Annotated in this window: 11 protein-coding genes; 7 read left to right on the top strand and 4 right to left on the bottom strand. The window is 41.8% G+C overall.

Annotated features, from left to right (window positions below; translation table 11 throughout):
* Window positions 1–614: 614 nt before the first annotated feature.
* Window positions 615–1,271: a ribosome biogenesis GTP-binding protein YihA/YsxC gene (gene yihA, locus K0I62_RS18495; protein ID WP_220069476.1), complete on the bottom strand. Its 657-nt coding sequence runs from the start codon at window positions 1,269–1,271 to the stop codon at window positions 615–617.
* A gap of 168 nt (window positions 1,272–1,439) precedes the next feature.
* Here yihA and K0I62_RS18500 point away from each other — a divergent pair, with 168 nt between their 5' ends.
* The 5 genes from K0I62_RS18500 (at window position 1,440) to hemN (ending at window position 6,282) form a co-directional block, all read left to right on the top strand.
* Window positions 1,440–2,060, top strand: a complete 621-nt coding sequence (locus K0I62_RS18500) for a c-type cytochrome (protein WP_220069477.1) — start codon at window positions 1,440–1,442, stop codon at window positions 2,058–2,060.
* Window positions 2,061–2,787: 727 nt separating this feature from the next.
* Window positions 2,788–3,456: a methyltransferase domain-containing protein gene (locus K0I62_RS18505; RefSeq protein WP_220069478.1), complete on the top strand. Its 669-nt coding sequence runs from the start codon at window positions 2,788–2,790 to the stop codon at window positions 3,454–3,456.
* A gap of 48 nt (window positions 3,457–3,504) precedes the next feature.
* A complete protein-coding gene (yihI, locus tag K0I62_RS18510) occupies window positions 3,505–4,038 on the top strand; it encodes a Der GTPase-activating protein YihI (RefSeq protein ID WP_220069479.1) in 534 nt (177 codons plus the stop codon).
* Window positions 4,039–4,137: 99 nt separating this feature from the next.
* Window positions 4,138–4,605, top strand: coding sequence for a DUF2489 domain-containing protein (locus tag K0I62_RS18515; RefSeq protein ID WP_220069480.1), 468 nt, complete (start codon window positions 4,138–4,140; stop codon window positions 4,603–4,605).
* Window positions 4,606–4,905: 300 nt separating this feature from the next.
* A complete protein-coding gene (gene hemN, locus K0I62_RS18520) occupies window positions 4,906–6,282 on the top strand; it encodes an oxygen-independent coproporphyrinogen III oxidase (RefSeq protein WP_258405046.1) in 1,377 nt (458 codons plus the stop codon).
* 152 nt (window positions 6,283–6,434) lie between these two features.
* On the opposite strand, the gene add is transcribed toward hemN, so the two are convergent.
* Window positions 6,435–7,430 carry an adenosine deaminase gene (gene add, locus K0I62_RS18525; protein WP_220069482.1) on the bottom strand — a complete coding sequence of 332 codons (996 nt, stop codon included), beginning with the start codon at window positions 7,428–7,430 and terminating at the stop codon, window positions 6,435–6,437.
* Window positions 7,431–7,660: 230 nt separating this feature from the next.
* Between add and K0I62_RS18530 the strand changes: the two genes are divergently transcribed.
* Window positions 7,661–9,460, top strand: coding sequence for a DUF885 domain-containing protein (locus K0I62_RS18530; protein WP_220069483.1), 1,800 nt, complete (start codon window positions 7,661–7,663; stop codon window positions 9,458–9,460).
* Between the two features lie 114 nt (window positions 9,461–9,574).
* Complete coding sequence (locus K0I62_RS18535) at window positions 9,575–10,555, top strand: alpha/beta fold hydrolase (RefSeq protein WP_220069484.1); 981 nt, start codon at window positions 9,575–9,577, stop codon at window positions 10,553–10,555.
* Here the strand turns inward: K0I62_RS18535 and K0I62_RS18540 are convergent.
* Together K0I62_RS18540 and K0I62_RS18545 are read right to left on the bottom strand one after the other, a co-directional pair.
* On the bottom strand, window positions 10,544–12,850 hold the full coding sequence (locus tag K0I62_RS18540; RefSeq protein WP_258405047.1) for a putative bifunctional diguanylate cyclase/phosphodiesterase: 2,307 nt from the start codon (window positions 12,848–12,850) through the stop codon (window positions 10,544–10,546). The two genes, K0I62_RS18535 and K0I62_RS18540, sit on opposite strands and share 12 nt — an antisense overlap.
* A 392-nt stretch (window positions 12,851–13,242) precedes the next feature.
* Window positions 13,243–14,311 (bottom strand): IS630 family transposase gene (locus tag K0I62_RS18545; protein ID WP_220069486.1). Its coding sequence is split into 2 segments (ribosomal slippage): window positions 13,243–13,816 and window positions 13,815–14,311, totalling 1,071 coding nucleotides; the frame shifts between segments, so codons are not numbered across the junction.
* Window positions 14,312–14,387 lie beyond the last annotated feature (76 nt).

Genomic DNA, 14,387 nt, shown 5'->3' on the forward strand with positions numbered 1-14,387 from the left:
GTTCCATCCATCAACTTTACGCCAAATGGATGAGTCAACCATCGAAAAAGTAATTAGTTTTCACTTTTGTGCCAATAAATAGCTAGAAAGTTATTTATTAGATCAAAAATGAAAGTTATCACTCAAAAACATGTTGATTAAGTGAACAAATTTTTAGATGTCGCTCACATTATTGCCCCCTTTAATGAAAAACAGTTTCCCATATTACGACCAATGCATTATCATTCTCTGCGTAGGGTACAGAGGTTAAGATGTTCTATCTTTCAGACCTTTTTATTTCACTTTAAAGTGAACAGCCAAATTATGGCGCCCCAGCAACTCGTTTGCTGGGGCTTTTTTTCGTCCAAACTTTATTTTAGAGCAAATACTTTAACTTAATGCTAATTCGCGATATGCTATCACTATTAAGAGCCATCGCTTGTCGATGGAACTTGAGTCTTGTTGAATTTAGCTTCTCTCCAAAAGAGCTAATTGATTCACCGATGGTTAATACCGTCGGTTTTTTTTGCCGTTTTTTACTCATCAACAAACTCATTACGACGCTCCCTTCCGACCCAAAAAAACGCTTCACAAAGGAAGCGTTTGGTTATTGTCTCGATATTACAACGCCAATTTTAGTCTTCATCAGCCTCAGCCAATGCTTCAACCAACCAGTCAGGATGACACCATTCGTTCAAAATACCCAAAACCTTAGGTTTCCCGGTACCTTTTAGCGAAGAAAACGGTTCAACCTTAACTGCATCACCGAAATCAGCAAGCGCTTTACGAACTTCATTAACCATTTTCATACGCGCACTTTGAGCCAACTTATCACACTTCGTTAATAAGGCTAGCACTGGAATCTGGCTATCGACAGCCCACTCAATCATCTGCATATCGAGATCTTTTAACGGATGACGAATATCCATTAAGACCACTAAGCCACTTAAACATTCTCGCTCTTGGAGGTACTGACCTAATGCTTGCTGCCACTTTTTCTTCAATGCTAGCGGCACCTGAGCAAAACCGTAACCAGGCAAATCGACTAAGCGCCGATTCTCATCTAGCGCGAATACGTTAATTAATTGAGTTCGCCCTGGAGTTTTACTGGTACGCGCCAAGCTCTTTTGCTCTGTGAGCTGGTTTAATGCACTAGACTTACCAGCATTCGATCGCCCAGCGAAAGCAATCTCCACCCCAACGTCACCAGGCAAGTGCTCATTAAGATGTGCTATATCAGGTGCACTGATTAAAAACTTAGCTTGCCGAAAATCGATACGAGAATCAGTCACTACCCACTCCAAAATTTGTTCATTCTTTAGTTTAAATATCGAAGAGTTGCTTACATTTGCACAATTTCGTGTAAAATATTACTCCGATCACATAAATCATATTTTATCACGCTTGCAGGTCACTCTCGTAAGCTCAGGACAAAAAATTTAACTAAAAGTTGGAACGCCATGAAAAAGTTAGCTATTGCGCTATCAATTTTAGCCACATTATCAACTCCAGCTATCGCTGCTGGTGATGCTGAAGCGGGAAAAAATAAATCTATGCTTTGTTCTGCCTGTCACGGTGTTGATGGTAACAGCATGATAGACATGTACCCAAAGCTTGCTGGACAGCAAGAATCTTACTTGAATAAGCAACTGCACGATTTACGTCAAGCCGCACATACTGGCGGTAAAGAAGGTCGGAATGATCCAATGATGAGCCCAATGGCTGCAGGATTGAGCGATCAAGATATCGACGACTTGGCCGCTTATTTCTCTTCACAAACGCAAACAGTAAGTGAAGTAAAAGATGTACCAGCCCACGGTGAACAGTTGTACAAAGGTGGTGATATGGTACGCGGCATCACGGCATGTATTGCTTGTCACGGTCCAAATGGTAAAGGTTCTGAAGCTGCAGGCTTTCCAGCGATTGCCGGACAACATGCAAATTACATCAAAATACAGCTTAATAAGTTTCACGATACAACTCGTAACAACGACTTAAATGGCATGATGCAAGATGTTGCTAAAAAGCTAACGAGCGAAGATATCGAAGCATTATCTAAATATATTTCAAGCATTAAGTAATTTCTTAGCTTGTAATAAAAGGGTGGTTTTTATCACCCTTTTATAGCCGCCTAAGTTTACGCTTACGTAAGCTGTAAAAAATGGTTGCTTGACATAGATCACATATTTAGGTTTAATTGTGCCCGTACCGAGGTGAACCCAACTGTTTATACAAAGTTTATCTAATAATATTAAACAGATTTCGGTATTAAAAACTCATTTAAGATATAAGAATAAAGCTAACTCATAAAAACAATAATACTTGGACCACTCACTAAAAATAATAAGAGTAGTACTTCATATTTGAAGTCTGGTCATAAACTATTTGGTAAGGATATTGGTTTGGAAGGCCAATGCGCTACATAGCACTCTCCTTACAGTTCAGAGAACAGTTAAACGCTGATTATTGCTGAACCAATAAGTAAAAACGACAAGGATGGTTTATTTGGCGTCATAGATGACGATGTGGATAGTGATGTGTCATTGAGACCATCTACGGAAGCTGTGGTCAGGAAGGCGACAGGGAATAAAAAAGCGTCTGGAAGACCGAAAACTAAAAAACCATGCATGGATAGCTGACTAAAAAATAAGATGGAATCCGACCGGGAAAGTCGCTTAGCAAGTAAGGAAACTTGGAATCAGAATTGAGTACTTTTGGTACTTTTTGGAAGGCGACAGTCACACTGTCGCCTTTTTTTATTGCAAGATGTAGACTAACCAAACAACCTTAGAGAGTTATTTGTCATTCATGCGCAGATGCCCCTTGTGTAGCAGCGATAAAACCACTCCTTTTTACCAAGATAGAAAACGCGCTATCCACCGTTGTAAAACCTGCATGCTATTATTTGCAGATGCGAGTTCGCATCTGCCGCCCGATGCAGAACTAAAAAAGTACCAAACGGCAAACAATAAACACAAACCCATGCAGCAGCTGATCTTAAGTTTAGTGACTCAACTTGAACAACTAAGTAAGCAGCATTTAGTTGGACTCAATTTCGGGAGAGTTGTCGCTGATTCTGTCGTAGATGTCCTTATAAACAAGGGACATCAACTGCATCAATATGACCCTTTTTTCGCGCCCGATCATCAATTGCTAAGGCAGCAATATGATTTCATCTGTTGTTACAAAGTATTTGAACATTTTCGCTTCCCTAGTCGAGAATGGCATTTACTCTGCTCACTCTTAAAACCTGGAGGATGGATAGCAATTAATACTCAGCTCATTACTGAGTTAAATGGCTTCGCGAAATGGCACCATAAAAATAATTTGACCCATGTGAGTTTTTATCAGCGAGCCACGTTTCAATTTCTAGCAAAACAAGCTCACTTTACGCTATTATTCGCGTCAAACGATCTCATTTTGGTGCAAAAACCATCAAAATCTGATATAACACGCGACCCAAGTTCACTTATCTAATCAGATGTAAGATAAGTTCACGATATTTTTGTAGTTGAGATTATTGCTATGTCCCGTAAAAAAACGCGCAAAATCAATGAGAATGCGCCTAAACGACAACCAAGAACAAAGAAAGAAGAGCGAGTCGTCGCAGGTAAAAAGCAAAATGCGGGTAACAAAGCGGGCAGTCGTCACAACGAAAAGCAGATCCAACAGGCTCAAGCTGGAACGGCAAAAGCGAAAGATCCTCGTCACGGAAGCAAAAAGCCTGTAGCACTCGATCTTCCGAAAGCGAAGCCAGTAGAGAGTAAGCCTAAAGCACCGAAAATGAGTGACGAACAGAAGCTGCTTAAATTGGAAGATGATCCACGTCTAAACTCACTACTCGATATGCTGGAAGAAGGCAAAACACTCAATACCGCAGATCAAACTTGGTTAGAGAAGCAGCTGACTGAAATCGAGCGCTTGATGGAACGTCTTGGCATCTCCGAAGAAGATGACTTAGAGCACGTGATGAAAACCACAGTAAGCTCTGATGACGACCTGCTGGATAAATTCGAATCTGGTGCAGATCTGCTTAAAGACTATCAAAATCGAGATTAGAGTTAACGCTACTCACATATAATGGCACCCAATTCGGTGCCATTTCTATATTGAGCCTTTATACCAACCAGTATTACCTATCATTATCAGGATCGCATTATGACAACCTATCTCATTATTATCGGAGCCTTAGTTATTTTGGGACTCGCAGCCTACGCTGCCAGCTTACTGATAAAGTTAAAACAACAAACCCAACAGTTAAAAGCCCAACAAGCTGCCCAGCAAGTAGCAACACAAGCGCGAGAACATGAATTGCTCGGCAATATTCATTATATTGCAGCAGCGATGCTAGAGGAGAGATGCGAGCTATCTGAAGGAGTGATGCGCATCGGCAAATTGTTCGAGATCCTCGGTCAAACAGAGCAAGTAGTACCGCGCTATCCATCACTGTTTCAACATTTTGAGGTGATAAAAACACACCCGATTATGGAACAGCGAAAAACATTGGAGAAACAGCAACGCATGAAGTTAGATTTGCTCAGAATGAAATCCGAAGCAGCGTTAGAGGTCGAGATCAATCTCGAAGCTCAGAAAATTGTAGAAGATTACTCAGCTTATACTAGTTAATACCAAGTGATATATAGAGCCCAACGCAATAATTGCCAAATAAAAATTGAATTCGATTAATGGATCGGTGAAGCAAAGCTCATCGCGCATTCTAACAACTAGATACAGCAACGCAGCTAACACTGAGCGTGAGTCTGCGCACAAAATTTTACTTACACCACAGACATTAGAACTAAATTCAAGGATATTCACTCGCTAACATAAATTGCAATGCTAATTTGCAACCTGGATCAATGTTATTCACTCAAGAACATTGCATACTTCGCTAGTTGCTAATTTACCACCTTCGGAGGACACGCCTTGAAGCAGCCCACCCAAATTAGTTGGGATCAGTCAATGATCGAAAAGTATAATTATAGCGGTCCCCGTTACACTTCTTATCCGACCGCTTTAGAATTTGACGACTCTTTCACCGAAGACGATCTACTTACTTCTATAAAAAATAGTAAAAGCGATAAGCTCTCGCTGTACTTACACATTCCGTTTTGTGCCAAGCTTTGCTACTACTGCGGCTGTAATAAGGTGATCACCCGTCATTCGCATAAAGCCGATCAGTACATTGAATATCTAGCTGCAGAAATTGTAAAACGTGCACCGCTATTTAAAAATTATTTAGTCACACAGATCCATTGGGGTGGCGGTACACCGACCTTCCTAAGCCCTGAACAGATCCTGAGACTATCCGCACTCCTTCGCGAGCACTTCAATATTGCCGATGAAGGCGAATACTCAATTGAAGTCGACCCGCGTGAAATCGAGCTATCTATGCTTGATACGCTCAAAGAGGCGGGCTTTAATCGTATCTCTATTGGTGTGCAGGACTTTAATAAAAAAGTTCAGATTGCGGTAAACCGCGAGCAAGATGAACAGTTTATTTTCGACCTTATGGCAAAAGCCAAAGAGATGGGATTTGTCTCGACCAACATTGATTTAATTTACGGTCTACCACATCAGACACCAGAAACCTTTGCAGAAACCATGCAACGAGTTTTAGATCTCGATCCGGACCGCCTATCCGTTTTTAACTATGCTCACTTGCCAGCTCGCTTTGCCGCACAGCGTAAGATTAAAGATGAAGATCTCGCTTCTCCACAACAAAAGCTGGAGATGTTGCACCAAACTATCGAAACCTTAACTGGCGCAGGCTACCAATATATCGGTATGGATCACTTTGCTAAGCCTGATGACGAGCTATCGATATTACAAAATGAAGGACGTCTGCACCGCAACTTCCAAGGTTATACAACTCAAGAAGAGTGCGATCTACTAGGTCTAGGCGTTTCATCGATTAGTCAGATTGGTGATTGCTACGCGCAGAATCAAAAAGATATTCGTCCTTACTATGAATCTGTCGATGCATCAGGCCACGCACTTTGGAAAGGTTGTAAGCTAAACCGTGACGATGAGATTCGTCGCGTCGTCATTAAGCAGCTTATCTGTCATTTCGACCTAGATATGGCCTCGATTGAACAACAACTGGGTATCAATTTTGAAGAATATTTTGCAGAAGACCTCAAACTACTGCAAACATTCATCGACGATAAACTGGTTGATATTACCGATAGAAAGATCACCGTTAGTGATACCGGCCGCCTATTAATCCGTAATATCTGTATCTGTTTTGACGTTTATTACCGTGATAAGGCGCGTCAGCAACAGTTCTCTCGCGTGATCTAATGGCAACGCTGATTACAGATAGGTTTAGCCTGTTTTGAGGCCAAACTAAGCCATAAAAAAAGCCGATGATAATTCATCGGCTTTTTTATTAGCTCTGTCCTGAAATGTGTGTACACATATAGGACTGAATATGACAATCGACTATCTACAAACTAGGTTTTTGACGCATATAGCGCTTTACGTTCGCTATCTGACAAGAATGCCATTTCGACGCCATTGCGCTGCAATATAGCTAACTCAGCATCGGTAAGCCCCATCTCAGCCTTCACTACCCGATACTCATGCTCGATATCAATCGCACTGACACCAGGATCATCGGTATTGAGTCCAATTAACACCCCAGCATCCATAAAGGTACGCAGTGGATGTTCTTGATAATTAGCAACAGTAGACGTATGCAAATTACTGGTTGGGCAAGATTCAATACCAATCTTATGCTTAGCTAAGTATTCCATTAGCTTTGGATCATGTACTGCATTGACACCATGACCAATACGAGTTGCACCTAGCTCTTGAATCGCCTGCCACATACTTTCTGCGCCAGCGGCTTCACCAGCATGAGCGGTAATCGCTAAACTTGCGTCTCGTACTTTTTTGAAATGGTCATTAAATAAGGCGCCAGGAAAGCCTATTTCATCACCAGCAAGATCCATGGCCACCAGATGCTGTTTATGTGCAAGCAGTGCATCGACCTCTTGCATACAAGCATCTTGCCCGAATGAGCGTGACATAATGCCTATCAAATTGATTTTAACATCATGCTCTTTGACACCCGCCTTAACGCCATCAATTACAGCTTCAACAACAGCTTCAAGCGGTAACTTATGGTTCATTGCCATATAATATGGACTAAAGCGCAGCTCGGCATAATCAAGCCCAGATAATGCCGCATCAGCAACATTTTCATAAGCAACACGTTTAACAGCATCGAGATCGGCTAACACGGCAACCATCCAATCTAGTTTCTTTAAAAATGCAACGAGACTGGACTCTTTACCTTGGATTTGAACAAAAGGCGCTAGACCTTCCAACGTATCGGACGGCAACGCAATATTATGTTGATGGCCTAATTCCCAAATCGTCTTAACCCTGACGTTACCATCAAGATGACGATGAAGATCCACCAACGGTATGGACGTATCAATCATATTTAACCCCTTTGTGAACCCCTCAGCCAATATTGTTGTTATTTGGTCTGAAGTTGTTGTCACTATAACATGCATTTTTTAATGATATGCATGACTTATGTTCAGCTTTTAAGCTTTATATTAATCACAACAACTAACGAAGTTATGCGGTATTTATAATGACGCTGCTAAAGCGAATAATGCATAATATCTTCACATACAAATAATAACTAAAACGTAAGGACACTCTGATGCACAAACGCTTTATACCTTGCCTACTCGTATTAAGCCTCAGCGCATGCCAACTCAATCCATCGGTAACGCCTACTACAATGGCGAAGAACGACAAAACGTCTTCACCAACAGCAACTAACTCGCAACTGGCATCTTTGATTGATAAAGCATGGCAACTAAGATTAGAGTCTAGTCCAGATTTAGCCTATTCTCAGGGGGATATGAGCGCAGCTGGAAAGCTAGCCGATATGTCACCAGAGGCGCTAGCGATGATAAATAGTAAACAACAAGCGCTACTGGATAATCTTAAGCTGATAGATAAAAGCTCGCTTGCAAAGGAAGACAAGATTAATGCTCAGATCTTGCAATATCAGCTACAAAACAGCGTCGACCTCTATCGTTATAAAGATCATTATCTGCCGATTTCAGCAGAAAGCGGATTTCATGCTTATATCGCATCGATTGCTAAAGGTCGATTCAATACAGAACAAGATTATCAAAACTATATTGCCAAGCTAACGGCTCTACCTCAATACTTCGCCCAACAAACCTACTGGTTAAGGCAGGGACTAAAATCGGGTATTACACCAGCTAAAGTGACCCTAAATGGTTTCGAAAATAGTATTAGTGCCTTCATCGTTCCTGTAGAAAAAAGTGGTTACTTTAAACCCTTCACTCACTACCCAAAACATTTCAGTGATGAACAAAAACAACAGTTCACAGAACAAGGCAAACAGTTAGTTAGCGACACAGTGCTACCGACTTACCAAGCTTACTTTGATTTCATGACTAAAGAGTATATTCCTGGCGCTCGCAACACCATTGCTGCATCCGATCTTCCCGATGGTCGGGAATTTTATGAAAACAGGGTGCGTTATTACACCACTCTCAATATGACAGCCGAACAAGTGCATGAACTCGGGCTTAAAGAGGTTAAGCGAATCCGCGAAGAGATGCAGACAATCATCAATCAAGTGGGCTTTAAGGGGGATTTTGCAGCCTTTCTTAATTTCTTGCGTACTGACCCTCAATTTTATCCAAAAACAGCTGAAGAGTTACTAAAAGAAGCTGCATATATTGCCAAAAAGGCAGATGCCATTCTTCCAAAGTATTTTGGCAAACTACCCAGAATGCCCTATGGGATCCAGCCAGTCCCCACAGAGATCGCACCTAAATACACGACAGGCAGATACTCAGGTTCTAATCGAGCAGATGAGCCTGGATACTATTGGGTAAACACTTATGCCTTAGACAAGCGCCCGTTGTATGAAATGGAAGCGCTAACGCTACACGAAGCGGTACCAGGCCATCACCTACAGATTTCGCTCAATCAGGAATTAACCTCTCTACCCAACTTCCGTCGCTACAGTTATATTTCTGCTTTTGGTGAAGGTTGGGGGCTCTATTCCGAATTTTTAGGCTTAGAAGCGGGGTTCTATCAAGATCCCTATAGTAACTTCGGACGATTAACCTATGAGATGTGGCGTGCAGCAAGACTCGTCGTCGATACTGGGATGCATGCAAAAGGCTGGTCTCGTCAACAAGCGCTAGATTTCATGGCGAGTAACACTGCTTTATCAATGCATAACGTGACGACTGAGATCGATCGTTACATCTCTTGGCCAGGCCAAGCTCTATCATACAAAATTGGCGAGTTGACCATTAAGCGTCTGCGGAAAAAAGCGGAGTTAGCTTTAGGTGAGCAATTTGATATTCGCGCATTCCACGACGCGATTCTAGCCAATGGTTCGGTACCTATGGAGTTGCTTGAACAGCAGATTGACGACTTTATCAAGTTACAAAATAACAAGTCATAACAGTTAACCTTAGAGGCAAATATGAGTGATGAGTCCAAAACTGACTCATCACTCGTGGTTACTTACGGAACCATGTTACACTGACCGCTATCAAATCACTGCCCTGCTAAATCAATGTCTACAGCCATTAACGACCAGAGTACAGCTATTAAACCGTTACTTTTTTCTTCTGAAGAGAATTGTAATACAGAACAAGTCGATCGTTTTTGGAACCATGTTACAGAGGAAACCTTAACAACACAGGACAATGTTTCCCTCGCCTATTGCTATGTTAAACATCACCAATCAAGCAAAGCCATAGTGATCAGCAATGGTAGAATCGAGGCTTACTTAAAGTATAAAGAACTCATCTTCGACCTCTACCAACTCGGATATAGCATCTATGCACTCGACCATCGTGGCCAAGGGCTTTCTAGCCGGCTATCAAGTAATCCACATCAAGGACACATCAATAGTTTTGATGATTACATAAATGATTTCGAGTTTTTTATTGATGAGATTGTGACCCCTGCAGGCCATGAATCATTATTCTTAGTTGGTCACTCTATGGGCGGGACCATAGGTACACTATATATTAAAAAATCACCATCAACCTTTAAGGCCGCTGTGTTTTCTGCACCTATGTATGGCATTGTATTACCCCTGTACAAACACTTTATTCGTTGGCTTGCCAAGCAATTAGACAATGGTTCGCTATCTCACCCCAATTACGTCATTGGTGGCAAAGATTACGCTCCCGAGGCCTTTAAACATAATGAGCTAACTCATAGCGAATCTCGTTATCACAACTATCGTCAAATCTACCAAGAGTTACCACAGTTACAATTGGGCTCGCCTACCTACCGATGGTTGATAGAAGCGATTGATGCCAGCGAACGAGCAGTTATTGCAGCCAGAGAGTCATTGATACCTATCTTAATCTTACAGGCCGAAGAAGACTCCATTGTTGACAATGATTGTCAAAATAACGCGGCCAGTGAGCATTGTGTGATAACAAAAATAGCATCAGCACGCCATGAAATCTTTATGGAAAAAGATACCCCAAGAAATCATGCACTATCGCTGTTAAGTCAGTTTTTAAATTTACATAGCTGAAGATGATATCTCAGCCTTGGCACGAATAAGCGCCTTAAGCTTATCTGCCGTCATCGGCCGGTGAAATAGATACCCTTGATATAGATCGCACTGATAAGCGGCCAATTGGTCATACTGTGATAGAATCTCAACGCCTTCGGCAACAAATTGTAAATTTAGGCTATGAGCCATATCTATCATGGACTTTACAATCGCTCCAGATGCTTCCCCATTACCCATATCTCTAATAAAGCTGGCATCAAGTTTTAATCGATTTAGTGGCAAGCCTTGTAAATAACTCAGCGAACTATACCCGGTACCAAAATCGTCAAGCGCTATACTGACGCCCGCTTCACGCAATACATTCATAGACTGCCTAACCTGATCGATATCAGTCAGCAGCGCATATTCCGTAAGCTCTAACTCAATGTGATTCGCCAGGACTTTTTGTTCTTGTAGCACAGAAAGCAAATTTTTTGAAAACTCATGCTGGTTAAACTGACGCGCACTGACATTTATAGAGATCATCGGCGGGTCGATGCTCTGCTTCTCTAACAACCGAATAAAGCGGCACACCTCCAATAACACCCAACGACCAATCTCATTAATAAAATCACTGCCTTCAGCAATGGGAATAAACTCCGCAGGGGAGATAGAACCGTGTTGCGGGTGTTTCCAACGCAATAAAGCCTCTACTGAGACAATGCAGCCATCATTATTCACAATTGGCTGATAAACCAATGACAATTGATCCCGGTCTATGGCATGGACTAGCTCTGTTCTAATCAACAGGTTTCGCTCTGCCTTAATGTCCATTTCTCGACTATACACAACGACCCCATCACGACCGTTCTCCTTAACTTGTGCCAAAGCTAAACTAACTCGCTTTAGGTGCTGTTCAGGTAACAATTGCTCTGAATGATCAACAATCGCAATCCCCACGCTAGCAGACAAATTAAAAGTGTGATCGCTAATATTGAAACTTCGCGCTATGAGTTGTCGCACCTGGCTCGCTAAAGCTTGCGCTCTACGTTGAGCAAGTACAGGCTCTCTCGGTAACCGTTTTACTAAAATAACAAACTCATCAGCTGCAAAGCGGGCAATTAACGAGTTAACTGAAAAATAGCTAGATAACCTTGCGGCGATTTGAATCAATAACCGATCGCCACCGTGATGACCAAGCACATCATTTACTACTGTAAAATTGTCTAAATCAATCATAAACAATGCCGCGCAACTATCTGACTCGTGCTCTAAATCATAAAGTTCATCCGTCACTGCGCGTCTATTTGCCAAATCAGTAAGAAGATCATGCTTAACTTGGTGAGATGCTGCCTTCTGATTTCTAATATCATCAGTTACATCAGATAAAGTACCAATCATCCTAAGAGGATGCCCTTGAGCATCCCACTCGACAGTCATGCCACGATCTAACACCCAAATATAGTGCCCCTGCTTATGGCGTAATCTGTGTACACTCTCAAACTCTTCTGTTTTTCCTGACAAGTAGCCACTCAGCGTTTCTAGCGTACTATTCTTATCATCTGGATGTAATCTACTCTGCCAAGTTAATCGGCTGCCAGACAGCTCATAGGACTTATAGCCCAACATATCTTTCCATCTATCTGAAAGAAAAACAGAGTCATCCAAGATATTCCAATCCCAAATGCCGTAGCGAGAAACTTCTACAGCAAATAACCAACGTTGGTCGCTATCCTTTAACTGCTGGGCACTGCTCAAGTACTTATCCTTAAAATAGGACAAATTACGAGCGAGTGACTCGAGCTCTATGAATGGCGAATAGACATTACTGACAGAGGCTTCTTCGCCATTGACTACACTAGACTGCAGGCTAATTTGCTTTAATGGACGCAGTACATATCGATAAATAAACGCCAAAAGAACCAACATAACTCCCAAGGCAATAAGTCCGATTCGGATTACGCTAAGAAGCACATTTTTATCTGACGCCATTAGTGCAGGAGATACATCGTACTCCAAATAAATAAGTTCTGGCCTTTCAACCGATAAGGAAGATACCGTAGGGGAAATAGGGAAATATGCTTGTATAGACTGCCTCTGCTCATTGAACTTAATCAGAGGAGTATTACTGTCTACCGCTTCTTGATGATAATCCTTAAGATAACCATCAATAACTAAACTTGCCGAACTGTCACGCCATACCGCATGATTAGCGAAACGTATATAGCCTTGACGATCAATTAAGGTATAAACAGCCATCCAGATATCACTGCTCGACAGCGATATCTCCTCCTCAACGCGAGAAAAGTCCTGTGATTCCGACGACAAAGTCACCAAATGATTCATTCGAATAAGCTGTTGGGAAACCGAATCAATCTTACCACTATAAACATCTATACGATGTTGATTACATTCGACAAAATATGAAACCGTTAAAAAAAAGACGAACAAAACAATACACACTAAAGGTGTAAATAAAAGCAGTGAGGGACGCACAAAGAATTTTTGCAAAAGCGAATGTACCTAATTGAAACACTCTACCAAACAACATACCTTTGCATTCTACACAAAAATGAGTTTAAAAAGCAGTTTAGCTCGTAATAATGGCGCAACAACTAATATCAATTAGTATATAGCTTCTAGGGATGAAGTGAATGTCAAACAATGTCGGGAGCGTTGTTGGTCCAACTAATACCATTCCATCTTAATACTTATACCATTCCATCTTAATACTTAGTCATTATTGCCCACTCTCTACGACATAAAGACATCACTCTTTTCGTATCGCTAATGAAGTTGTTCCAAGCATCAGAGCAGGCTGCAACGATATCATCGTATCCTTGAAAGCTGCGATTAGCTAAATGATACTGCCGTAACCAACTCCATACTTGCTCTATCGGATTTAGTTCAGGGGAGTATGGCGGTAATTTGATGATGCTAAGGTTGTTAAACTCATCTGCGAGATCTGCTGTATGCCAACCTGCACCATCCATGACAACAACGGCATGCCTACCTGGTTTTGTCCTTTGTGCTATCAGTGATAGATGCTGACGCATGACGTCTTTGCTTAGGTAAGGAACGATCATCGCTTCAGTATCGCCTGTTTGCGGACAAACAGCGCCAAAGAAATGCGCATATTCGAACTGTTGCTGGCGTATAGCGCGAGGACGAGTGCCTTTTCTTGCCCATAAACGTGTGGTCGTGTTTTGCTGCCCGAAGCGGGCCTCATCTTGAAACCAGATATCAACTCGCTCAAGCGCCACACTACCAGGGATGTTAAGGATCGTTTCCAGTTGGAACTTTTTTAAAAGCCTCTTGGACTTCTATTGATTGCTTAGGATGTTTTGAACGACTCGTTATCCAACTAAAACCTAATTGTTCCAGTAATTTGTAAATCGCGTTTGGATGGTAATCAACATTAAAGTGATATTTGACATATTTTAGGATCGCATCACCTGTCAGTCTTCCACCTGAATCACTCGAGCATTGTTCCTCTATGTAGGCACTGAGTTGCTGCTTTTGACTTGAGGTTAAGTAGCTATCACGTCCCTTATTTTTCTTAGCATCCAACCCTTTGATACCGTTGGCAAGATACTTAGCTACCCAAGCGTTGACGCTAGCGCGGGCAACTTTGAGCCTCAAGGCGACATCAGTACGATTATTTCCCTCGAGGAAGAGAGCGACGGCAAGTAATCGCATACGTTTACGAGGTTCTTTTTCTGCTCTAGATAAAGCTAAAAGCTCTTCGGCACTATAAGTTTTCAATTTGGAATACGGGTTAAGGTTGGTGCGCATATTAGATCACACATCATTACTAATACTCCTTTAGCAATGACGTACATCACCTCGCACTGTCGCTATCATTACTCTG

Origin of the sequence: Shewanella psychrotolerans (assembly GCF_019457595.1) — a bacterium.
Classification (GTDB): domain Bacteria; phylum Pseudomonadota; class Gammaproteobacteria; order Enterobacterales; family Shewanellaceae; genus Shewanella; species Shewanella psychrotolerans.